The 22,395-nt window shown below is 63.4% G+C and carries 21 protein-coding genes; 11 read left to right on the top strand and 10 right to left on the bottom strand.

The genetic code is table 11. The features are described 5' to 3' along the window. Positions 1-110: 110 nt before the first annotated feature. The 5 genes from JNC62_RS12310 to JNC62_RS12290 all read right to left on the bottom strand — a co-directional run bounded on the left by JNC62_RS12310 (position 111) and on the right by JNC62_RS12290 (position 5,496). On the bottom strand, positions 111-1,481 hold the full coding sequence (locus JNC62_RS12310; RefSeq protein ID WP_374839136.1) for a glutamine synthetase family protein: 1,371 nt from the start codon (positions 1,479-1,481) through the stop codon (positions 111-113). A 97-nt stretch (positions 1,482-1,578) separates the two neighbouring features. Beyond that, on the bottom strand, positions 1,579-2,646 hold the full coding sequence (locus tag JNC62_RS12305) for a TRAP transporter substrate-binding protein (protein WP_374839134.1): 1,068 nt from the start codon (positions 2,644-2,646) through the stop codon (positions 1,579-1,581). A 127-nt stretch (positions 2,647-2,773) separates the two neighbouring features. Next, positions 2,774-4,102 carry a TRAP transporter large permease gene (locus JNC62_RS12300; RefSeq protein WP_374839132.1) on the bottom strand — a complete coding sequence of 443 codons (1,329 nt, stop codon included), beginning with the start codon at positions 4,100-4,102 and terminating at the stop codon, positions 2,774-2,776. Next, the gene (locus JNC62_RS12295) at positions 4,099-4,611 is read right to left on the bottom strand and encodes a TRAP transporter small permease subunit (RefSeq protein WP_374839130.1); all 513 of its coding nucleotides are present in this window, start codon (positions 4,609-4,611) and stop codon (positions 4,099-4,101) included. Before JNC62_RS12295 ends, JNC62_RS12300 begins: the two co-directional genes overlap by 4 nt. A 114-nt stretch (positions 4,612-4,725) precedes the next feature. Beyond that, positions 4,726-5,496, bottom strand: coding sequence for an N-formylglutamate amidohydrolase (locus tag JNC62_RS12290; protein WP_374839129.1), 771 nt, complete (start codon positions 5,494-5,496; stop codon positions 4,726-4,728). A 173-nt stretch (positions 5,497-5,669) separates the two neighbouring features. Here JNC62_RS12290 and JNC62_RS12285 point away from each other — a divergent pair, with 173 nt between their 5' ends. The 6 genes from JNC62_RS12285 (at position 5,670) to JNC62_RS12260 (ending at position 11,609) form a co-directional block, all read left to right on the top strand. Continuing rightward, on the top strand, positions 5,670-6,548 hold the full coding sequence (locus tag JNC62_RS12285) for a MurR/RpiR family transcriptional regulator (RefSeq protein ID WP_374839126.1): 879 nt from the start codon (positions 5,670-5,672) through the stop codon (positions 6,546-6,548). A gap of 130 nt (positions 6,549-6,678) precedes the next feature. After that, entirely contained in the window at positions 6,679-7,785 is a 1,107-nt protein-coding gene (locus JNC62_RS12280) for an ABC transporter substrate-binding protein (RefSeq protein ID WP_374839124.1), read from the top strand. Positions 7,786-7,904: 119 nt separating this feature from the next. Continuing rightward, positions 7,905-8,780 carry an ABC transporter permease gene (locus JNC62_RS12275; protein ID WP_374839122.1) on the top strand — a complete coding sequence of 292 codons (876 nt, stop codon included), beginning with the start codon at positions 7,905-7,907 and terminating at the stop codon, positions 8,778-8,780. Further along, complete coding sequence (locus JNC62_RS12270) at positions 8,777-9,568, top strand: ABC transporter permease (protein WP_374839121.1); 792 nt, start codon at positions 8,777-8,779, stop codon at positions 9,566-9,568. The genes JNC62_RS12275 and JNC62_RS12270 overlap by 4 nt, the downstream gene beginning before the upstream one ends. A 10-nt stretch (positions 9,569-9,578) precedes the next feature. Then, positions 9,579-10,640 (top strand): ABC transporter ATP-binding protein, encoded by a 1,062-nt coding sequence (locus tag JNC62_RS12265; protein ID WP_374839119.1) that lies wholly within the window; start codon positions 9,579-9,581, stop codon positions 10,638-10,640. 171 nt (positions 10,641-10,811) lie between these two features. Next, entirely contained in the window at positions 10,812-11,609 is a 798-nt protein-coding gene (locus JNC62_RS12260) for a DUF1194 domain-containing protein (RefSeq protein WP_374839117.1), read from the top strand. On the opposite strand, the gene JNC62_RS12255 is transcribed toward JNC62_RS12260, so the two are convergent. The 5 genes from JNC62_RS12255 to JNC62_RS12235 form a co-directional block, all read right to left on the bottom strand. Then, positions 11,586-12,299 (bottom strand): LssY C-terminal domain-containing protein, encoded by a 714-nt coding sequence (locus tag JNC62_RS12255; protein ID WP_374839115.1) that lies wholly within the window; start codon positions 12,297-12,299, stop codon positions 11,586-11,588. The genes JNC62_RS12260 and JNC62_RS12255 overlap by 24 nt on opposite strands. Positions 12,300-12,477: 178 nt before the next feature. Then, complete coding sequence (locus JNC62_RS12250) at positions 12,478-13,206, bottom strand: RNA polymerase sigma factor (RefSeq protein ID WP_374839113.1); 729 nt, start codon at positions 13,204-13,206, stop codon at positions 12,478-12,480. A 37-nt stretch (positions 13,207-13,243) separates the two neighbouring features. Beyond that, a complete protein-coding gene (locus tag JNC62_RS12245) occupies positions 13,244-13,573 on the bottom strand; it encodes a cupredoxin domain-containing protein (RefSeq protein WP_374839111.1) in 330 nt (109 codons plus the stop codon). Positions 13,574-13,582: 9 nt separating this feature from the next. After that, entirely contained in the window at positions 13,583-14,104 is a 522-nt protein-coding gene (locus tag JNC62_RS12240; RefSeq protein ID WP_374839109.1) for a DUF4142 domain-containing protein, read from the bottom strand. Positions 14,105-14,270: 166 nt separating this feature from the next. Continuing rightward, entirely contained in the window at positions 14,271-15,245 is a 975-nt protein-coding gene (locus tag JNC62_RS12235) for a GlxA family transcriptional regulator (protein WP_374839107.1), read from the bottom strand. A 111-nt stretch (positions 15,246-15,356) separates the two neighbouring features. Here JNC62_RS12235 and bcoG point away from each other — a divergent pair, with 111 nt between their 5' ends. From bcoG to JNC62_RS12210, 5 genes are all read left to right on the top strand, one after another. Next, positions 15,357-16,259: a 3-dehydrocarnitine:acetyl-CoA trimethylamine transferase BcoG gene (gene bcoG, locus JNC62_RS12230; RefSeq protein WP_374839106.1), complete on the top strand. Its 903-nt coding sequence runs from the start codon at positions 15,357-15,359 to the stop codon at positions 16,257-16,259. Positions 16,260-16,460: 201 nt separating this feature from the next. Then, positions 16,461-17,951, top strand: coding sequence for a carnitine 3-dehydrogenase (locus JNC62_RS12225; protein ID WP_374839104.1), 1,491 nt, complete (start codon positions 16,461-16,463; stop codon positions 17,949-17,951). A 207-nt stretch (positions 17,952-18,158) separates the two neighbouring features. Continuing rightward, the gene (locus tag JNC62_RS12220) at positions 18,159-19,319 is read left to right on the top strand and encodes an acyl-CoA dehydrogenase family protein (RefSeq protein ID WP_374839102.1); all 1,161 of its coding nucleotides are present in this window, start codon (positions 18,159-18,161) and stop codon (positions 19,317-19,319) included. An 8-nt stretch (positions 19,320-19,327) separates the two neighbouring features. Beyond that, positions 19,328-21,382, top strand: coding sequence for an acetate--CoA ligase family protein (locus tag JNC62_RS12215; RefSeq protein ID WP_374839100.1), 2,055 nt, complete (start codon positions 19,328-19,330; stop codon positions 21,380-21,382). Positions 21,383-21,386: 4 nt separating this feature from the next. Continuing rightward, entirely contained in the window at positions 21,387-22,169 is a 783-nt protein-coding gene (locus JNC62_RS12210; RefSeq protein ID WP_374839098.1) for a carnitinyl-CoA dehydratase, read from the top strand. The last annotated feature ends 226 nt before the right edge of the window (positions 22,170-22,395 follow it).

Raw genomic sequence — 22,395 nt, 5'->3', positions numbered from 1 at the left:
AGTTGCATTGAGAATTCAGTCGGCGCCTTCGCGCCCATTCACCTTCAGCAGCCAAATGCCCTCCCGCCGTTTTCGGAGAGAGGGCATGGGCAAACAGCCTTGCGTAAACCTTAGGCCCGCTCGAAGCCGCGCGCCACCTCCCAGTCGGTTATGCGCCGGTCATACTCCTCCTGCTCCCAACGAGCGGTGCGGGTATAGTGATCGATGACGTCCTCGCCGAAGGCCTCGCGCAGCATTTTCGAAGTCGTCATGAATTCGGTTGCCTCGCGCAGCGTCTTCGGAATCTCGCGGATGCCCTTGCCGCCATAGGCGTCGCCCTCGAAGGGCGCTTCCAGCTCCAGCTTCTGCTCGATGCCGGCGATGCCGGCCGCAAGCAGCGCCGCCATGGCAAGGTAGGGGTTGAGATCCGAGCCGCCGACGCGGCACTCGATGCGGATGCCCTTGGTGCCCTCCCCGCACAGGCGATAGCCGGCCGTGCGGTTGTCCTTGCTCCAGATCGCCTTGGTGGGCGCGAATGTGCCGGCGACGAAGCGCTTGTAGGAGTTGATGTAGGGCGCAAGGAAATAGGTGATCTCGCTGGCATAGGCTAACTGGCCCGCCACATACATCCGCATCAGATCGGACATGCCGTACTTGGCATCCCTGTCGAAGAATTTCGGCTCCTTGCCGTCCGCGCTCCACAGCGACTGGTGAATATGCGAGGAGGAACCGGCGGCGTTGTAGTTCCACTTGGCGAGGAAGGTGACCGACTTGCCACGCTGCCAGGCGATTTCCTTGCAGGCGTTCTTGATGATCGAGTGCCGGTCGGCCATCGTCAGGGCCTCGGCGTAGCGCACGTTGATTTCCTCCTGGCCGGGGGAAGCCTCGCCCTTGGAGTTCTCGACCGGGATGCCGGCGCCCTGCAGGCCGTTGCGCAGCGCCCGCATGACATCCTCTTCCTTGGTCGTCTGGAAGATGTGGTAGTCCTCGTTGTAGCCCGCGGCGGGAATGAGATCGCGATAACCGCTCTCGCGCGCATCGTCATAGGTCTGGTCGAACAGATAGAATTCGAGTTCGCTCGCCATGTAGGGCTTGAAACCCATGGCCTCGAGCCGCTTCACCTGCTTCTTCAGAACTGCGCGCGGCGAATGGGGAACGTCTTGGTGGGTGCGGTGGTCGAGCACGTCGCAGAGCACCAGCGCCGTGCCGTCGAGCCATGGCAGCTTGCACAAGGTCGCAAGGTCCGGCTTCATCGTGTAGTCGCCGTAGCCCGCCTCCCAGCTCGTCGAACGATAGCCGGGCACGGTTTCCATCTCGATGTCGGTCGCCAGCAGGTAGTTGCAGCTGTGCGTCTCCTCATGGCCGCCGTCGACGAAATACTGGGCGTGGAAGCGCTTGCCCATCAGGCGCCCCTGCATGTCGACGAGACATACGAGAACGGTATCAATGCGGCCCTCGGCCACATCCTTCTTCAACTCATCAAAACTATAGGTCACGGTCATCGGGCGGTCCTGGCGTTGTCCTGTCGTGCCGAACCGGGCAGTATCGCCCGGTTCGATCTCAGGCCGCCGAAGCGGCCGATTTGCGCTTCCGCCGGGCTCAGCCGTAGCGGTACGGAGCGCCGGCGTTGCGCATGGTGTCCTGGTACTTCTTCAGGATCTCCACCACCTTGGCGTTGCGCGGGCTCTTGGCGGCGATCTCGTCCCAGAAGGAAAGCGCCATGTCCTCGACGGTCTTCCACTCGGCTTCGGGGATCGTCGTGAGCTCCAGCTTGCCGCCGGTCGTGCGGTAGTGCGCCTCACCCCACCAGTACCAGTGCTGGCGATAGTAGTGCGAGGAATCCATCGTCAGCTTGAAGATCTCCTTCAGGTGCTCGGGGACTGCGTTCCACTTTTCGGTATTGGCGAAGAACGAGCCGGACCAGGCGCCGGAGATGTTGTTGGTGAGGTAGTACTTGGTGACCTCCGCCCAGCCGACGCTGTAGATTTCGGTGGCGCCGCACCAGGCGATGCCGTCGATCTCGCCCGTCTGCAGCGCGACTTCGATGTCTTCCCACGGCAAGGTCACCGGAACTACGCCGAGGCGGGAAATGAACTGGCCGCCGGTCGGGAAGGTGTAGACCCGCAGGCCCTTGAGATCCTCAAGGCTGCGGATCGGCTTGGTCGTGGCGAAGTTGCAGGGATCCCATGCGCCGGCCGAAAGCCAGGTCACGCCGGGAACCTCGCCGTAGGCCTCCTCCCAGATTTCCTTCAGGCCGTACCAGTTCCACAGGACCGGCACGTCGAGGCTGTAGCGCGAGGCGAACGGGAAGTAGGCACCGAACACGGACACGTCGACCGGTGAGGCCATGGAATCGTCGTCGCTCTGCGCGGCATCGATGGTGCCGGCCTGCACGGCGCGGAACAACTCGCCCTGCGGCACAAGCTGGTCGGCTGTGTAGAGTTCGATCACCATCTCGCCGTTTGCAGCCTTGTTGAAGGCTTCGATCGCCGGCTTGACCACATGGTCGGCCAGCGCCGGACCGGCATAGGTCTGCAGTCGCCACTTGATCGGGCTTTGCGCCTTGACATAAGGCGCGGCAAGCGTGGTCGCGCCAACGGCGCCGGCGCCCGTCAGGATGGACTTCCGCAGGAAGTCGCGCTTGTTCATGGTCTTGGTATCGGTCATTTCAAATCCCCCATTTGAAGTGATTGGATCAACTCCGTTGCGGCGGCGGGCCGAGTGCGGTCAGCGCCGTCTCCGTTTCGTACGCGTTGCACGTCTTGCTCCATGGTTCCTCCCAAGCAGTGAACGTTTACCTCTTGCCGGAGTAGACTTCCGGCAACCACATCGCGATGTCCGGAAACACCATGATGATGATCATGCTCAACACCATCAGAAGAAAGAACGGGATGATGGACTTGTATATGTCGACGATAGTGATCTCCGGTGGAGCCATCGCGCGCATCAGGAACAGGTTGTAGCCGAAGGGCGGCACGATGTAGGCGATCTGGCAGGTGATCGTGTAGAGGATGCCGAACCAGATCAGGTCGAATCCGAGCAGTTTCACCAGCGGGATGTAGAGCGGCGCGACGATGACCAGCATGGCGGTGTCGTCAAGGAACATCCCCAGGATGATGAAGGAGAACAGCATCAAGGACAGAACGCCCCACGGGCTGAGATCCCAGGTGTGCAGGAGCAGGCTCTCGATCGCCTTGATGGCGCCGAGGCCGTCATAGACGGCGCTGAAGCACAGCGCGCCCAGGATGATCCAGAGAAACATCGCCGACACCGCCAGCGTGTTGCGCGTCGTTTTCTCCAGTACGTGGGCGCTCAGACGTCCTGTTGCCCACGCAGCCAGCAGCGCCAGGAGGGCGCCGACCATGGAGGTTTCGACGAGGCTGGTGGTGCCGGTGAGAAACAGGCCCATGATGGCGGCGAACAGGCCGAACGGCAGCAGCCCCTCGCGCAGCAACACGAGCTTTTCACGCAAGGTGATATTGGCGCGTTCTTCTGCAGGCAGCGCAGGACCCAGTTCCGGCTGCAGGCGGCAGCGGATGTAGATATAGGCCGTGAAGATGATCGCCATCAGGATGAACGGACCGATACCGGCCAGCCACAGCTGCAGCACCGGCTGACGCGCGATCATCGCGTAGAGGATGAGCACCACGCTCGGCGGCCCCATGATGCCGAGCGACGACCCGCCCTGGATGACGCCGGTGATCATCACCTTGTCATAGCCGCGACGCAGGAGTTCAGGCAACGCCACTGTCGCGCCGATGGCCATGCCGGCGACCGACAGACCATTCACCATCGAGATGACGATCATCAGCCCCATCGTGCCGATCGCCAACCCGCCGCGGACCGACCCGAACCAGACGTGGAACATCCGGTAGAGATTGTTGGCGATGCCGGACTCCGAGAGCATGTAGCCCATGAAGACGAAGAACGGCACGGTGATGAGCGGATACCAGTTGAGCACCTGGAAGGCGGCGTTGAAGGGAAGCTCGAACGACCCGTTTCCCCAGAGCCAGAGCGCCGCGGCGGCGCCGACCGCGCCGATGACACCGTAGACGCGCTGGCCCGTGCCCATCAGCACGAGCATCGAGGCGAACATGAAAATGGTAATGAATTCGGAGCTCATGCGATCGGCCTTCCGCGCGCTTCAGCGACATCTTTGAAGAACTGGGAAATGGTCTGGAGCAGCATCAGGAAGATGCCGAGCGTCATGATGACCTTGACGGGCCACAGGACCGGGGCCCAGGCCGTATAGTTCTTCTGATTGTAGGTGATCGAGTATTCCGTCGATGAAACGCCGCCCCAGAACAGCACGACCAGATAGAAAATGACAAACAGGATGGTGAATGAATCGGTGATCGCCCGCGTTTTCGGCTTCATCATGCCGTAGAAGAGGTCCATGCGCACATGCGCGTCCAACTGCATGGAGTAGGCGCCGCCGAGCAGATAGTAGGCCGACAGCATGAACTGCGACATCTCCATGACCCAGTTGATCGGGTAGCCGAAGGCGACGCGCATCACGGTCGAATAGAGCAGGATCGCACCCATCGGGAAGATCAGGTACATCGCGAAGATACCCACCCTGTGATTGATGGCGTCCACGATACGCACGTAATGCTTGATGAACTCAGGCATCGCGCAAGTCCCCATTCACGACGGCGGTGCCGACAGCCAGGCCAACCGGTCCATATCCCAACACAGACATCCCTCCCCTTCCCTTGCCTTGCGTCGCAGCGCGGAAAAATCCGCTCAAAGCAACTCCGGCGACGACAGTCCCTCGACAATCAGACCTGCAAGATAGCCCGCCACGGCGCGTTCGCCGGCCTCGTCCTGGATCAGGTCGTTCCGCACCTCGACCATCACATTGGCGAGGCCGTTGGCGAGGCCGTGCTCCTTCAGCGTATGCGTCACGCCGTCCGCAGGCCCGTAGGGCTCGTTGCGGCGGACGTCGTAGCGATCCCCTGCTCGATTCGCCGCAGCCAGCATGGCGTCGGCCAGCCGAGTGTCGCTGTCGTGCAGGACACCGATCTCGACGGCGCGCGGCTGGCCGAAATAGATCGGCGTGAAACTATGGATCGTGACGATGACCGGCGCACGACCCTCCGCGATCCGGCCCTTCACCAGTCGGGAAAGCGCGTCACGGAACGGCAGGTAAAGCGCTTGCGTACGGGCGCCTCGTGCCGCCTGGTCCAGGCCGGCATTGCCCGGAATGTCAAAGATTTCGCTCTTCTCCGGCATCGCTGCCGGCGACTCCGGCGGACGGTTGCAATCGTACGCGAGCCGCGAGAAACGTTGAAAAATCAACGTAGCATCGAGCTCCGAGGCGATCCTGCGGGCAACAGCGAGCGCTCCCGGATCCCAGGCGATGTGGCTTGCGAGCGCTTCCTCGGACAGGCCGAGCGTGCCGAGCGCTTTTGGGAGCTGCCGCGATGCGTGTTCACAGACGAGGATCACTCGCCCACGCGCATCGGCATTCTCCAGGGCGACGGGGTCGCCCTCCTCTCCAGTCAGAATTCCCATTAGCCTGATCCCCTCGACCGGCCATTATTTATTGTTTGAAGAGAATTCTTCACCGATTTCCACATGTCAAGTAGGCGATGAAGAAACCTCTTCAAAAATTCATTTGACTCGAAATGTGACAGCGATGTTTAATTTTGTTCAAAGCCGACAGAGAGCGGCGGACAGGGGAATGAATGACGCTGAATCAGGCATCCATGACGGTGTCGGACGTGATCAACGCCCATTTCGACGCGCTGACGCGCGCCGAAAAGCAGTTGGCGGCGTCGCTTCTGGAAAACTATCCGGTGTCCGGCCTCGGCAGCATCACGACCGTCGCGGAGAATGCCGGCGTATCGACGCCGACCGTTGCGCGCATGGTGCAAAAGCTCGGCTATCGCGGCTTTCCTGATTTCCAGTCGCACCTGCATCACGAACTCGAGGCGACGCTCTCGAACCCCATTGCCAAGCATGACCGATGGGCGGCCAACGCGCCGGGAACGCACATTCTCAACCGCTTCGCCGACGCGATCATGAACAACCTGCGCCAGACGCTGTCGCAGGTCGAGATCGAGGACTTCGACGGCGCGGCGACGCTGATCGCCGACCGCAAGCGCAACGTCTACGTCGTCGGCGGGCGCATCACCAAGGCGCTGGCCGACTATCTTTTCACCCACCTCCAGGTGATTCGGCCGAACGTCACTCAACTCGCCTCCAATCCCAGTTCCTGGCCGCACTACGTGCTCAACATGAAGGCCGGCGACGTCATCGTCATCTTCGACATCCGCCGCTATGAGCAGGAGATGGAGACCTTCGCCCGGATCGCCCGCGAACGCGGTGTCGAAATCGTGCTGTTCACCGACCAGTGGGCGTCTCCGATCGCCAAGCTGGCCGCAAGAATCTTCCGGATCCACATCGAGGCACCGTCGGCGTGGGACTCCTCCGTCGTCACGCTGTTCGTCGTCGAAGCGCTGATCGAGGCGGTGCAGAGCGCAAACTGGGGAGAAACGCGCGAGAGAATGAAGTCGCTGGAAGAATTGTTTGAGGCCAGCCGTCTCTTTCGCAAACCAAGATAAAAACCGTCATTCAGTCAGCCAATATGTCCGAAAATGTCGGAAAAAGCCGTTTAAATATTGTCACATAAGCTTCATGCCGCACCAGTATCAGCTTCGCCGAAGTTGACTGACACACAAAAGGAGAACACCCGTGATGTCATATACCCGCCGACTGCTTTCGCTTTCCACGGCAATCTTGGTTGCCTCAACCGCAGTTGCCGTCGCTGAACCGAGCGCCGAACTGATCGAAGCGGCGAAGAAGGAAGGCATGCTGACCACGATCGCCCTGCCGCACAGCTGGTGCGGTTATGGCGATGTCATCGCCAGCTTCAAGGCCAAGTACCCGGAAATCCAGGTCAACGAACTGAACCCGGATGCCGGTTCGGCCGACGAGGTCGAGGCCATCAAGGCCAACAAGGACAACAAGGGCCCGCAGGCGCCTGACGTCATCGACGTTGGCCTCGCTTTCGGCCCGCAGACAAAGGCCGAAGGCCTGCTGCAGCCATACAAGGTCTCCACCTGGGATGAAATTCCGGATGCCATCAAGGATCCCGAGGGCTACTGGTACGGCGACTACTACGGCGTTCTGTCGTTCATCGTGAACAAGGACCTCGTGCAGAACACGCCGACCGACTGGGCAGACCTGCTCAAGCCGGAATATGCGGGCCAGGTCGCCCTCGCCGGCGACCCCCGCGCCTCGAACCAGGCCATTCTCGGCGTGCTCGCCGCCGGCCTGTCAAAGGGCGCCAAGCCGGGCGAGGAATCCGGCAAGGCCGGTCTTGAATATTTTGCCGAGCTCAACAAGGCCGGCAATTTCGTTCCGGTTATCGCCAAGGCTGGCACCATCGCCCAGGGCGCAACCCCGATCGCGATCGCCTGGGACTACAACGCGCTGGCCTGGCGCGACGAACTGAAGGACAACCCGCCGGTCGAAGTCGTCGTTCCGAAGACCGGCGTCCTTGCCGGCGTCTACGTCCAGGGCATTTCCGCCTACGCCCCGCATCCGAACGCTGCCAAGCTGTGGATGGAACACCTGTATTCGGATGAAGGCCAGAACCTGTGGCTGAAGGGCTATTGCCACCCGGCTCGCTTCAACGCCATGGCCAAGGCCGGCAAGATCCCGCAGGAGCTGATCGATGCCCTGCCGCCGGCAGCAAGCTATGAAGCGGCCGTCTTCCCGACCGTGGAAGAGCAGAACGCCAACAAGGCCGCTGTCACCGGCGGCTGGGACAGCGTCGTCGGCGCCAACGTGCAGTAAGGCGAATGGATGACGGCAAGCCCCGGCCCGACGCACTCGGCGCCGGGGCTTGCCATATCTTGTCGATGCCTTAATTTAGCCAAAGTCGAACCCGGCACCTCCGCAACGATCCAGGACCCATGAACCGAGCTCCACAGACGCGACGGCCGCAGATGCCGCTTACATGGTTGGGCCTGATGCCCTTCGTGATCTTCGTTGTGATGTTCCTGGTGTTGCCGACGATGCACATCGTCATCGGCGCGTTCCAGACGCGTGACGGCAGTTTCACGCTGCAGAACATCATCGACCTGAACACCGGCACGATTCCGTCGAGCTACTGGATTTCCATCAAGATTTCCGTTGCCTCGGCCGCGCTTGGCAGCCTGATCGGCTTTGCGATGGCCGCGGCGGTGGTCTTCGAGGCCGTCCCGCGCTGGATCAAGTCCCCGCTTATGACCTTTTCCGGGGTGGCGTCGAATTTCGCCGGCGTGCCGCTCGCCTTCGCCTTTCTCGCCACTTTCGGCCCCGTCGGTCTCGTCACCGTGTTCCTGCGCAACAATTTCGGCATCGTGCTCCAGCGTGATCTTGGCTTTAACATCCTCAGTTTCTGGGGGCTGACGGTCACCTACCTCTTCTTCCAGATCCCGCTGATGATCCTGATCATCGCGCCGGCGCTGGAGGGGCTTCGCCGTGAGTGGCGCGAGGCCGCCCAGGTTCTCGGTGCAAGCGTCCTGCAATACTGGCGCATGGTCGCGCTGCCGATCCTGTTTCCCTCGCTGCTCGGCACCTTCGCGCTGTTGTTTGCCAATGCGTTCGGCGCCGTCGCCACCGCGATCGCGCTGACGGGCTCCAGCCTCAACATCGTGCCGATCCAGCTTTTCGCACAGATCCGCGGCGACGTGCTCGGCAACCCGAATCTCGGTTACGCAATGGCCTTCGGCATGATCGTCATCACGGCGGTCGCCAACGTCCTTTACATCTGGCTGCGCGTCCGTGCCGAAAGGTGGCTGAAATGAATATCTGGGCGCGCATCGCCGGCTGGGCGGCTCTGATTGTCGGCCTGCTGTACTTCTTCGTACCGCTCGGTGGCTTGTTCGAATTCTCGCTGCGGGCCCGACGCGGCGTCTACAGCCTTGACGCCTATGTCCGCGTCCTGGCCGACCCGGAATTCCAGGCGACGTTCAGCTTTTCCGTGGTCATGGCACTGGTGACGATCGCAATCGGCATTCTGATCGTCGTGCCGACCGCGTTCTGGGTCCGGCTCAAGATGCCTTGGGCCCGCCCCTATGTCGAATTCCTGACGCTGCTGCCGTTGGTGATCCCCGCGATCGTCATCGTCTTCGGCTATATCCGCCTCTACAACACGTCGAGCTGGCTGCCGCTGACCGGCTCGATTTTCGGCACCAACCTGCTGCTTGCCTTCGGCTACACCATTCTCGCCCTGCCCTACATGTATCGCGCCGTCGATACGGGACTGCGCACCATCGACGTCGCGACGCTCACCGAAGCCGCGCAGAGCCTCGGCGCCGGCTGGACGATCATTCTGAGCCGCATCATCCTGCCGAACGTCATCCCGGCGGTGCTGTCCGGCGCCTTCCTCACCTTTGCAATCGTCATCGGCGAATTCACGCTGGCGGCCCTGCTCGACCGACCCGCATTCGGTCCCTACCTGCAGCGCATCGGCGCCAACAAGCCCTACGAACCCTTTGCCCTGTCGGTCATTGCGTTCGCCATCACCTGGGGCTGCCTTGCGCTGATCCAGCTTGTCTCCCGCTTCCAGAAATCCACCCGGCGCCCGGCCTGAGGACGTATAAATGGCATTCCTGACTCTTACGAACATTCAGAAATCCTTCGGTCCGGTGAAGGTGGTCCACGACTTCAACATGACCATCGACAGGGGCGAGTTCGTCTCCTTTCTCGGCCCGTCCGGCTGCGGCAAGACCACGATCCTGCGGATGATCGCCGGCTTCGAGGTGCCGACCGGCGGCAGCATCGTCATCGACAACAAGGACCAGGGCAACCTGAAGCCGAACCAGCGCAACATCGGCATGGTGTTCCAGGCCTATGCGCTCTTCCCGAACATGAACGTCTTCGACAACGTGGCCTTCGGCCTGAAGGTGGCCGGCCGGCCGAAGGAGGAAATCGGCGCGCGCGTCAAGGAGATGCTCGGCCTCATCAAGCTCGAGCACCTCGCCGACCGATTCCCCTACCAGCTCTCCGGCGGCCAGCAGCAGCGCGTGGCGCTGGCCCGCGCGCTTGCGCCGAAACCGCAGGTGCTGCTGCTCGATGAGCCGCTATCGGCCCTCGATGCCAAGATCCGCGTGTCGCTGCGCGAGGAAATCCGCATGATCCAGCAGCAGCTCGGCATCACCACGGTTTTCGTCACCCACGACCAGGAAGAGGCGCTGTCGATCTCCGACCGCATCGTCGTGATGAATGCCGGCAGCGCCGACCAGATTGGCACGCCGGCGGAAATCTACAACCGCCCGTCCACCCGTTTTGTCGCCTCTTTCGTCGGCACGTTGAACCTCATCGAGGCAAAGGTGATCGATCCGGCGACCAATCGCGTTTCCATCGGCGACCAGGGTGTCACCCTGCGCGAGCCGCTCGGCGCGGTGAAGGCCGGCGACACGGTCTCGCTGGCACTCCGCCCCGAAGCCGGTTCGATCGCGGAGGGCGCCAAGGGCGACACGGCCCTGACCGGAGAGGTCGTCAGCAGCAACTTCCTCGGCTCGGTCGTGCGCACCCGCATGCGGGTCGGCCAAAGCGTCATCTCCTTCGACATGTTCAACAGCCCCGGCCTCGTTCCGCCCGCCGTCGGCGAAACCGTCACCCTGCGGTTCACCGCCACCGATCTGTTGGTCATCAACGACTGAGCGCCAGGGGCAGCAATTCTTCCCGGTCTTCTTTCCACCCCGCGGTTTGCTGCGAGGCGGCCGGGAGAGATACGTCCGGCCAGACCTAAGGTTGGAGGCCCCTCGTCAACGCTTGGCCCTCCTCCTGCAGGCGCGTATATTGGGACCTTGCGAACGCGGATGGGGGACGCCGTGCCCACGCTGTTCCTGTGGTTCCTTTTCATGGTCATCGTCGAGGTTCCGGCCCATGCCGCCGACGTCGACGCCGCCATTGTGTTTGCCGTCGATATTTCGGCCTCCGTCGACAGAACAACTGCAAAGCTGCAACGCGATGGTCATGCGAAGGCGATTGCCGAGCCGGCCGTCATCGCGGCCATTTCGCAAGGCCTGAACGGCTGCATAGCCGTCACCTACATCGAGTGGGCGAGCCGCGGCCGGACGAGATCGGTCCTGCCGTGGACGCGGGTTTGCGGCATGGCGGACGCACTTGCAGTCGCAGGGGCAATACACCGGCTCGCAAGCGACGGCGACGACTGCTCCGGATACTGCGCGACTTCCATATCCGATGCCATCGACGCCGGGAGCGACCTTCTGGACCAGTATCGCGGCGCCGCCCTGGCAAGGATTATCGATATCTCGTCCAATGGAACGAACAATGACGGCGCGCCGCTGTGGGCAAGCCGCGCGCGGGCTCTTGCCCGCGGCTACACGATCAACGCAATCGTTGTTCCGCAAATCCGGTATGGCGTACCCTACCCTCTGGTCGGCTATTTCAAAGACCATGTGATCGGCGGCAAGGGTGCATTTGTCATCGAGCCGGATACGGCGAACGACTACGTTTCCGCCCTCCGGCGAAAACTGATCAGCGAGGTCAGTTCGGCCACGGCCCCGGAACGGGCAAGGCGTTCCGCCCGCAACGCTTCGCCATCGCCGGCACGTTCCGCGACAAAAGCGGAGCAAAGCGCATTATTGGCCGGGCGGGGACAGTAGCACGCCGACAAGGGCCTTCCCGTCCGTAAAGTAGGGATCGCCTCCACCGTTGCGGCCATTCCTGGTCGCACCGATGCCGGGAATCTCGTATGTCGAGGATAGTTGTCCGGCTTTCCGCAGGTCGTCGATGACGAGGTTACGCTCCGCGTCGACGTCGGGTCCGATGTGGTGGGTGATCTGGCCGGTATCGCGGCTGAGGCCCACCCCGCGATCGAAGCTTGCCGAACCCAGCCAGAGCGGCCGACCGTCGGTGCCGGCGCGTTCGGTCCGCCAGAAGCGGACATGGTTGCGTTCGTCGGCACTGCGTCCGACCGACTTCTCGAAGGCAAGGTCCTGCTGTCGCCCCTCGAAGAAGAGCGGGCTGACCGGCGCGTCGAGGTCGGGGCGATCGAGCACCACACTCAACCCGATATCGACCGAGGAACGCAGAGTGATCTTGTCGGCCGGGTCCCAGCCGGTCGCCGCGAAGGCACGGATCACCTCCTCCTTGGAGCCGACGAGGCCGACATTGATGGGATCGCCGGGAATGTCGTCGGCGGTCGTCGTGACCATGCTGCTCAGGCTGCCGATCCGCCCGGAATCACGAAAAATCCAGATCTCCGGCAAGAGGAAATAGCTGACGAGCAGATAGGCCGCCAGCAGGAGCGCGAGGCTGGCAAGGGCGAAGCGGATCGTCGCGCGGTGGCGCATGCGGCACTCCTCGGCTGCCCGGCACCGTAGCGGATGCGCGCACGATGCTGCGATCAGCGCGCTCATCTTACCGTACCGCCGAGTTTGCCTTGGGCGGAGCGCGATGTCGAGAGCCGCCACGACCGGATGACCGGATGATCAAGGGAAACCGGGGCAGTGGCGGAGAGACGTTCGCGGCTCAATGGTCCGCGGTCGCCCTCCCCGCCTTCAGCACCTGCACCACCCGGTCCGCCATTGACGCGCAGCGCGCACCGTCGAAGGGAAACAGGGCGGAAAGCGATCCCGCAAGCTGCCGTTCGATGGATGTGCGCATCAGCTTGCGCGCCCGATGCAGGCGAGTCTTGACGGTTGCGCTGCGGAGATTGAGGTGCGACGCCGTCTCGTCCGTGCTCATCCCCTCGACATCCCGCAGGATAAAGACTGCCCGGAACTCGGAGGGCAGGTTGTCGACCGCACGCTCCAGCAGAAACCGGGCCTGGCTGCGCGAAAGCTCGGTCTCCGGATCGCTTGTCCAGGGAGAGGTCGGAAAGCGCAAGATCTCACCGCCACCCGAACCGCTGCGTTGCATCTCAAGTTCCTCAAGCCCCGTGGTGGTTCTGCGGCGACGGACGCGACCGAGCGCTTCGTTGACTGCGATCCGCGTCAGCCACGTCGAAAACTGCGCCTCCCGGCGAAAGGCGTCCAGATGGGTGAACGCCTGTACATAGGCCGCCTGGACGACATCCTCCGCCTCCGCATCATTGCGGACGATCGCGCGCGCCACGCGGAACAGGCGGCGATTGTGACGCTGGACGAGGGCGCGGATGGCCGCCTCCTCGTCCGCTCTGGCAAGGTCGACAAGCTCGGCATCGGAAGCACCAGCGATATCCGCCTGCCGCTGTTCGATACCCATGGGCATCCCGGTCATGGGTGACTCTCCGCTCGTCTGTTGCGAAAATCCACCGTCACGGTTCGACCTCCAGCTTTCCCTTCATTGCGGGATGGAAGCGGCAGTAGTAATCGACTGCGCCGGCCGCGGTGATCTTCACGCGCTTTTCCGCTTTCGGCGGCAGATCGACGTCAAAACTGCCGCCGCGTGCGGTGGCCGTATGTCGAAACATATCATCATTCTTCCACACGACCACATCACCCGCTTTCAACGCCACCGACGCCGGGATGAACTTCATCCCGGCAATCGTGATCTGGTGTTCTGCGGCTGCCGCAGGCGACACCGGAACGAAGAACAGAGCCATCAGCGCGCCGGCGATAGCTCCCCTATTGAGGGTGGTATCCATCGGTACACCTTAGTCGATCGTCGCGGCGAGATGCTCGGCATGCGCCTGATGCTGCTGGAAGAGCGTCAACCCAGTCTCGAGCAAGGCCTTGAGTTCTGCGTTCTGGGCAGAAGGGATCAAGGTGTCGGCCAAGGCGCTGTTGACCGCCTTGTGGTAGGCCACCTCATTGGCAATATAGGCCTTGTCGAAGGCAGCCCCATCCAACGATGCGAGTGTCGCGCGTTCCTTCTCGGCACCGGTGGCGAGCGACTTGCTGATGGCGTTGTCCTCCGGCGTGACATTGAGCTTCTTGACGAGCGCCAGCGCCTGGTCGTTGACGGCCTTGTGATCTCGCTCCATCGTCTTTGCGAACTCCAGCACGTCGGCGTTCTTGCTCTTTTTCAGCGCCTGCTGGGCGGCCTCGACATCGATGCTCCCGGCCGTATAGGCAATGTGGGCGATCTGGGGATCGCTCGGCTTGGCATCGGCCGCAAACGCAACGCCGCCAAGGGCCGTTGCCAGGAAGGTTGCGGCGAGAAGTCGTTTCAGCATGATCTTTCTCCTTTGAGGCCGTGATCGCGTCGTGCCGCAGCATTCACGTTCGGGCTGCTGGCACGCATTGGATGCGGATCGGCGCAAAAGGTTCCCGACAGATTTTTCTGCGTGACCAGAGCGGATTTTGTGCCGGACAACGCCGAGCCGGTAGGGCGAATGAACTTCACCCCTTCCCCGCCGTCCGCAACCTGCGGCGCGTCTCCGTCGGGCTTTCGTGGTAGTGGGCGCGGTAGCTGCGCGAGAAAGCGGAGGAGGAATTGAACCCGGTCGCAGCGGCGATGTCGGCGAATTCGAGCTTGGTCTCGATCACCTTGCGTCGCGCCGCATTGAGCCGCAGGGCGAGATAGTGCTGGTGGGGCGCGACCGCCATCGTCTCATGAAAGAGATCCTGCAGGTGGCGCGCGCTGATCCCGATGCGGCGGGCCAGCCGCGTCAGCGGCATCGGCGTCGCCACCGTCTCCTCCATCAGCCGCACCGCCTGGCTGACCCGCTGGTCGGCAACCCGCATGTTGCCGAGCGCCGGCACCTGCAAGAGCCCGCCGGTGCGCTCGTGCTCATAGATGAACAGGCGCGACACCTCGAGCGCTAGAGAATAGCCCTGCCTTCGGCGGATGATCTCCAGCATCAGGTCCAGCGTCGGCAGCGAGCCGCCGGTGGTGATGCGCTTGCCGTCGATGACATAGCGCTGCCTGAGCACGGCGATTTGCGGATAGGCGGCGGCGAAGTCCTCCATGTCCTCCCAGTGGATGGTCACCGAATATCCATCGAGCAGGCTCGCCTCCGCCAACAGCCAACTGCCGGACTCGATGCCGGCCATCATCGTGCGGTAACGGGCGGTTCTCGACAATTGCATGCGCAACGCGGGTGTCGCGCTCATCTGCCACTGGTAACTCGACAGGATGAACAGCGGGGCCGTCTCCTCCTTCGGCCGAAACGGGCCATCGACGGGAACCGGAATGCGGCTTCGTGTCTCGATTGCCGCACCGTCCGGGGAGAAGATCCGCCAGCGATAGAGTTCCTGACCCGAGATGCGGTTTGCCGCGCGAAGCGGCTCGATCAGCGAGGCGACGAGGATCAGGTTCGTTTCCGGCAGCACCAGAATGTCCAGGTCGAGCGTCTCATGCGATGGATCAAGCAATTGTGCAATCTCCCCCAAATCTCCTAATGTGTAAAGGATGCCACCGATATTGGAAAGCATGACCGGTCTCCTTGACCCGTAATGGGCGGGAGGAAATTTGGGAGAAATGAAATGCCCCTCGCCATGAATCGCGACGTCTTCATCACCTGCGCCGTCACCGGCTCGGGCGACACGGTCGGAAAATCGAAGCACGTGCCGATCACGCCGAAACAGATCGCCGAGGCCGCGGTCGAAGCCGCCAAGGCCGGCGCGGCCATCGTCCACTGCCACGTCCGCGACCCGGAAACCGGCGCACCGAGCCGTCGCAACGACCTCTACAGGGAAGTCACCGACCGCATCCGCCAGGCAGAAGTCGATATCGTGCTGAACCTGACCGCCGGCATGGGTGGCGACATGATCTTCGGCGACGTCGAAAGCCCGCTGCCGCTGAAGGAAAAGGGCACCGACATGGTCGGCGCCACCGAGCGCGTCTCCCACGTCGCCGAATGCCTGCCGGAAATCTGCACGCTCGACTGCGGCACGATGAACTTCTCGCTCGGCGACTACGTGATGACCAACACGCCGTCGATGCTGCGCGCCATGGCCAAGCAGATGACCGATCTGGGCGTGCGCCCCGAAATCGAGGCCTTCGATACCGGCCATCTCTGGTTCGCCAAGCAGCTCGTCGAGGAAGGCCTGATCGAGGACCCGGTGCTCATCCAGCTCTGCATGGGCATCCCCTGGGGGGCGCCGGACGATCTCAACACCTACATGGCGATGGTCAACAACGTGCCGTCGAACTGGACATTCTCGGCGTTCTCGATCGGCCGCAACGCGCTGGCCTACCCCGCCGCCGCCGTGCTCGCCGGCGGCAATGTCCGCGTCGGGCTGGAGGACAACCTCTACATCGGCAAGGGCCAGTTCGCGACCAACGGCCAGCTCGTCGAGAAGGCCGTGAGCGTCATCGAGAACATGGGCGCCCGCGTCATCGGCCCGGCCGAGGTGCGCGAGAAGCTGAAGCTGACGAAGCGCTGAGAAGCGCTTGAGGAGTGCCCTCATCCGCCTGCCGGTACCTTCTCCCCGTGAGCGGGGGGAAGGGACCCGCAGCGCCTTTCCCGCAGAATTGGGGACCGAGCGGCAGCGGCAGATTCGTCCCCTCTCCCCGCCCGCGGGGAGAGGGCTAGGGCGAGGGGCAATTTTTCGAATAAGAACAACTGACACGATGGGAACGACCACATGACCAAGATCAACAAGGCAGCCTGCATCGGCGGCGGCGTCATCGGCGGCGCCTGGGCGGCGCGGTTCGCGCTCGCCGGCATCGACGTCAACATCTTCGACCCGCACCCCGAAGCGGAGCGCATCATCGGCGAGGTGATGGCGAACGCCGAGCGCGCCTATGGCATGCTGACCATGGCGCCGCTGCCGCCGAAGGGGAAACTGACCTTCTGCAAGAGCATCGAGGAAGCCGTGCAAGGCGCTGACTGGATTCAGGAAAGCGTGCCGGAGCGGCTGGAGCTGAAGCGCGGCGTCATCACCCAGATCGACGCGGCCGCCGACCCCCAGGCGCTGATCGGTTCGTCGACCTCGGGCCTGATGCCGACCGACCTGCAGCGCGACATGAAGCATCCCGAGCGGATGTTCGTCGCTCACCCCTACAACCCCGTCTACCTGCTGCCGCTCGCCGAGCTGGTCGGCGGCCAGAAGACCGACCGGGCCGTGCTCGAGGCCGCCAAGGCGAAGCTCGCCACAATCGGCATGAAGGGTGTGATCATCAACAAGGAGATCGAGGCCTTCGTCGGCGACCGCCTGCTCGAAGCTGTCTGGCGCGAGGGTCTGTGGCTGATCAAGGATGACATCTGCGACACCGAGACGCTCGACGACGTGATCCGCTATTCGTTCGGCATGCGCTGGGCCCAGATGGGCATGTTCGAGACCTACCGCATCGCCGGCGGCGAGGCCGGCATGCGCCACTTCATCGCTCAGTTTGGCCCCTGCCTCTCCTGGCCCTGGACGAAGCTGACGGACGTCGTCGACCTCACCGACGAACTGGTCGACAAGATCGCCAACCAGTCCGACGCCCAGTCCGGCGCCCGCGGCATCCGCGAGCTGGAGCGCATTCGCGACCAGAACCTCGTCGGCATCATGCATGCGCTGAAGGCCGGCGACGACGGCCGCGGCTGGGGCGCAGGCAAGCTGCTCGCCGAGTTCGAGGACCATCTCTGGGCCAATGCGAAGAAGCCGGAGGTCGATCTAGGCAAGGTCGAGCCGCTGCATGTCCTCGACACCAAAGTGAACCCCGCCTGGGTCGACTACAACGGCCACATGACCGAGCACCGCTACCTGCAGGTGTTCGGCGACACCTCCGACGGCGTCTTGCGCCTCATCGGCGTCGATCTGGACTATGTCCGCAACGGCCACAGCTACTACACCGTCGAGACCCATATCCGCCACCTCGGCGAGGCCAAGCTCGGCGACGCGCTCTACACGACCTGCCAGATCCTGTCGTCCGACGACAAGCGCCTGCAGTTCTTCTCGACGATCTACAACGCCGAGACGAACGAGCCGGTCGCCACCGCCGAGCAGATGATGCTGCACGTCGACTCCAAGGCCGGCAAGGCCGTGCCCGCGCCCGGCAAGGTGCTCGACAAGCTGGCCGTGCTGACCCGGGCGCATGCAGGGCTGCCGGTGCCGGACGGCGCCGGGCGTCATGTGGGTCAGAAGCGATAGGAACGGGGATGGCGGGGGCGATTGCCCCTCATCCCGCTGCCGCGACCTTCTCCCCGTGGACGGGGAGAAGCGACAAGCCGCAACCGCCAGAAATTCGTTTTGAGGAAGACGAATCAGACGAGCGCTGACCCGGTTCTCTCCCCGCTTGCGGGGAAAAGGCTGGGGTGACGGGAAAGCGGCGCGCAAAGGAACACGAGGGAGAACACCATGAATTTCGCACTCACAGACGAACAGCAGATGATCGTCGACACGGTCCGCACGTTCGTCGAAACCGAGATCTATCCGCATGAGAACGAGGTCGAGCGCACCGGCTTCGTGCCGCCCGAGCTGGGCCAGGAAATCGCCCGCAAGTGCAAGGAAATCGGCTTCTTCGGCTGTAACTTCCCCGAAGAGGTCGGCGGCGCCGGGCTCGACCACACCTCCTTCACCCTGGTCGAGCGCGAGCTCGGCCGCGGTTCGATGGCGCTGACGGTGTTCTTCGGCCGCCCCTCCGGCATCCTGATGGGCTGCAACGCCGAGCAGCGCGAAAAGTACCTGCTGCCGGCCGTGCGCGGCGACAAGTTCGACGCGCTTGCCATGACCGAACCGGACGCCGGCTCCGACGTGCGCGGCATGAAGTGCTTTGCCCGAAAGGACGGCGACGACTGGATCGTCAACGGCACAAAGCACTTTATCTCTCATGCCAATATCGCCGATTTCGTCATCGTTTTCATCGCCACCGGCGAAGAGGACACGCCGCGCGGCCCGAAGAAGAAGATCACCTGCTTCCTCGTCGACCGTGGCACGCCCGGCTTCGAGATCCGCGACGGCTACAACTCTGTCTCCCACCGCGGCTACAAGAACTGCATCCTCACCTTCGACGACTGCCGCCTGCCGTCCTCGCAGATCCTCGGTGAAGTCCACCGCGGCTTCGACGTCGCAAACGACTGGCTGTACGCGACCCGCCTGACGGTCGCCGCCACCTCCGTCGGCCGGGCACGCCGCGCCTTCGACTATGCCCTTTCCTATGCGGCCGAGCGAAAGCAGTTCGGCAAGCCGATCGGCGCCAACCAGGGCGTCTCCTTCAAGCTCGCCGACATGATCACAGAGATCGACGCCGCGGACCTTCTGACGCTGTCGGCCGCCTGGCGCCTCGACCAGGGCCTGCCGGCGAACCGCGAGATCGCCTCGGCCAAGGTCTATGCCACCGAAATGCTCGCCCGCGTCACCGACGAGGCAATCCAGATCTACGGCGGCATGGGGCTGATGGACGACCTGCCGCTTGCCCGCTTCTGGCGCGACGCCCGCGTCGAACGCATCTGGGACGGCACCTCGGAAATCCAGCGACACATCATCAGCCGCGAACTGCTGCGGCCGCTGGGAGCGTGAGTGCTGACATGACCCGTTCCCTGGACCGCCTTATCCGCCCCCGCTCCATCGCCGTGTTCGGCGGCAAGGAGGCGGGCCGCGTCGTCGAACAGTGCGACAAGATGGGCTTTACCGGCGACATCTGGCCGGTGCACCCGAGCAAGGACGAAATCCGCGGCCGCAAGTGCTATCGTTCCGTCGCAGACCTTCCCGGCGCGCCGGACGCCTCCTTCGTCGGCGTCAATCGCCAGCTCACCATCGAGATCATCCGCGACCTTGCCGCCCGCGGTGCCGGCGGCGCGGTCTGTTATGCCTCGGGGTTTCGCGAAGCCGTGACCGAGCTTGCCGACGGCGACGACCTGCAGAAGGCGCTGGTCGCCGCGGCCGGCGACATGCCGATCCTCGGGCCGAACTGCTACGGCTTCATCAACATGCTGGACGGCGCCCTGCTCTGGCCCGATCAGCACGGTATGGTGCGCGTCGAAAAGGGCGTGGCAGTCCTTACCCAGTCTTCCAATATCGCCTGCAACGTCTCCATGCAGATGCGCGGCCTGCCGCTCGCCTATATCCTGACGGCCGGCAACCAGGCCCAGACCGGGCTTTGCGATCTCGCCTGCGCCGTGCTCGAGGATCCGCGCGTTACCGCCGTCGGCCTGCACATCGAGGGCTTCGACAGCATCGAATCGCTCGAGCGGCTTGGCCGCCGCGCCCGCGAACTGAAGAAGCCGGTGGTGACCCTCAAGGTCGGAAAATCCGAGCAGGCGCAACTGGCGACGGTGTCGCACACAGCCTCGCTGGCCGGCAATGACGCCGTCTCCTCCGCCCTGCTCGCCCGCCTCGGCATCGGCCGTGTCCAAACGCTTCCCGAACTGCTGGAGACTCTGAAGCTCCTGCACCTGCACGGTCCGCTCGCGAGCTTCGACATCTCCTCGATGAGTTGTTCCGGCGGCGAGGCCTCGCTGATGGCCGATGCCGGCGTCAAGCGGAAGACCGTCTACCGAGACCTCCGCGAAGAACAGCGCCAACCCCTGCGCGAAGCACTCGGGCAGATGGTGACGATCGCCAACCCGCTCGATTACCACACCTTCGTCTGGGGCAATCGCGACAAGCAGACCACCGCCTTCACGGCGATGATGCAGGGCGGCTATGCGCTGAACCTGATCGTGCTCGACTTTCCGCGTCAGGACCGCTGCGATGCCGCCGACTGGGTGACGACCTGCCACGCCGTCATCGACGCCTCGAAGGCGACGGGGGCCGTCGCCGGCATCGTCGCCAGCATGGGCGAGAACATGCCGGAAGAAACCGCGCTGATGCTGATGGAGAACGGCATCGTGCCGTTCATGGGCATCGAGGAGGCGCTGGCCGCCGCGGAAACCGCGGCGACCATCGGCGCGACCTGGGAAAAGCCCCTGCCCGCTTCGCTGCTCACGGTAACGGCCGCCGACGGCGAACCTGTCACGCTCACCGAGCACGAGGCGAAGCAGGCGCTGGCCGCCCACGGCCTCCCTGTTCCCGAAGGCCGCGCCGTGGAAACTGCCGACCAAGCGGCAGAGGTTGCCGTAGCGCTCGGCTTCCCGGTCGTCCTGAAGGGGCTCGGCGTCGCCCACAAGACGGAAGCCGGGGCGGTGAAACTGAACCTGCAGTCTCGCGAAGCCGTGCTGGAAGCGGCCAGGGCCATGGCCGGCGTCGCCTCCGGCTATCTCGTCGAGAAAATGGTCGGCAAGCCAGTGGCGGAACTCATCGTCGGCGCCATGCGCGACCCGGTCGCCGGCCCCGTCCTGACCATCGGTGCCGGTGGTATCCTGGTGGAACTCCTGGAGGATTCGGCAATCCTGACGCTGCCGACCGACGAGGCCGCGATCCGCCAAGCCATCTCCGGCCTGAAGATCGCAAAACTGCTGTCGGGCTATCGCGGCACGCCTGCCGGGGACGTCGATGCGCTGGTCGCCGCCGTCGCATCGGCGGCATCGTATGTCGTTTCAAACGCTTCAATCGTCGATGAACTCGATATCAATCCTATCATGGTGCTTCCGCGCGGCCACGGCGTCGTCGCCGCCGATGCCCTGATCCGTCTGAGGAAGTGAGCCCATGACCGGACCGATACGCAAGCGCCGCGAAGGCGGCATCCTGGAAGTCACCATCGACCGACCGAAGGCGAACGCCATCGACCTGGCGACCAGCCGCCTGATGGGCGAAGTCTTCCGCGACTTCCGCGACGATGACAGCCTGCGGGTGGCGATCGTCACCGGTGCGGGCGAAAAATTCTTCTGCCCCGGATGGGACCTGAAGGCGGCGGCCGCCGGTGACGCGGTCGATGGCGATTATGGTGTCGGCGGTTTCGGCGGGATGCAGGAGCTGCGCGACCTGAACAAGCCGATCATCGCCGCCGTCAACGGCATCTGCTGCGGCGGCGGTCTGGAAATCGCGCTGTCGACAGATTTGATCCTGGCAGCCGAGCACGCCACCTTCGCGCTTCCCGAGATCCGATCGGGCACCGTTGCGGACGCTGCCTCGATCAAGCTGCCCAAGCGCATCCCCTATCACATCGCCATGGACATGCTGCTGACCGGGCGCTGGCTCGACGTTCAAGAGGCACACCGCTGGGGCTTCGTCAACGAGATCCTGCCGGCCGGTCAGTTGCTCGACCGGGCCTGGGATCTGGCGCGCCTGCTCGAAAGCGGGCCACCGCTCGTCTATGCCGCGATCAAGGAAGTGGTCCGCGCCGCGGAGGGCGAGACATTCCAGACGACGATGAACAAGATCACCCGCCGGCAGTTCAAGACGGTGGATATCCTCTATTCGAGCGAAGACCAGTTGGAGGGTGCGCGTGCCTTCGCAGAAAAGCGTGATCCGGTGTGGAAGGGCCGTTAGGTCGGCCGGGGGAGCAAGGCCGGCTGCGAGGTCCAGGGATGGCTGTGGGCCAGAAGAGACGATTTTGAGCGTTACATTCCGTTCACATGCATTAATCTTGCGTTAACCAGAGTGGCGTCCACTGCGGCGCCGGAGATGAGAGGAGACCAACAAATCAATCGGGCGCCGAAGGCGCCACCGCCATCGGATGTCGCTCGCCGACACCGGACTTTCTGCCAAACAAAAC

This window comes from Mycoplana ramosa (assembly GCF_041930185.1).
GTDB lineage: Bacteria > Pseudomonadota > Alphaproteobacteria > Rhizobiales > Rhizobiaceae > Mycoplana > Mycoplana ramosa.
This window is presented reverse-complemented; position numbering and strand designations above follow the sequence as displayed.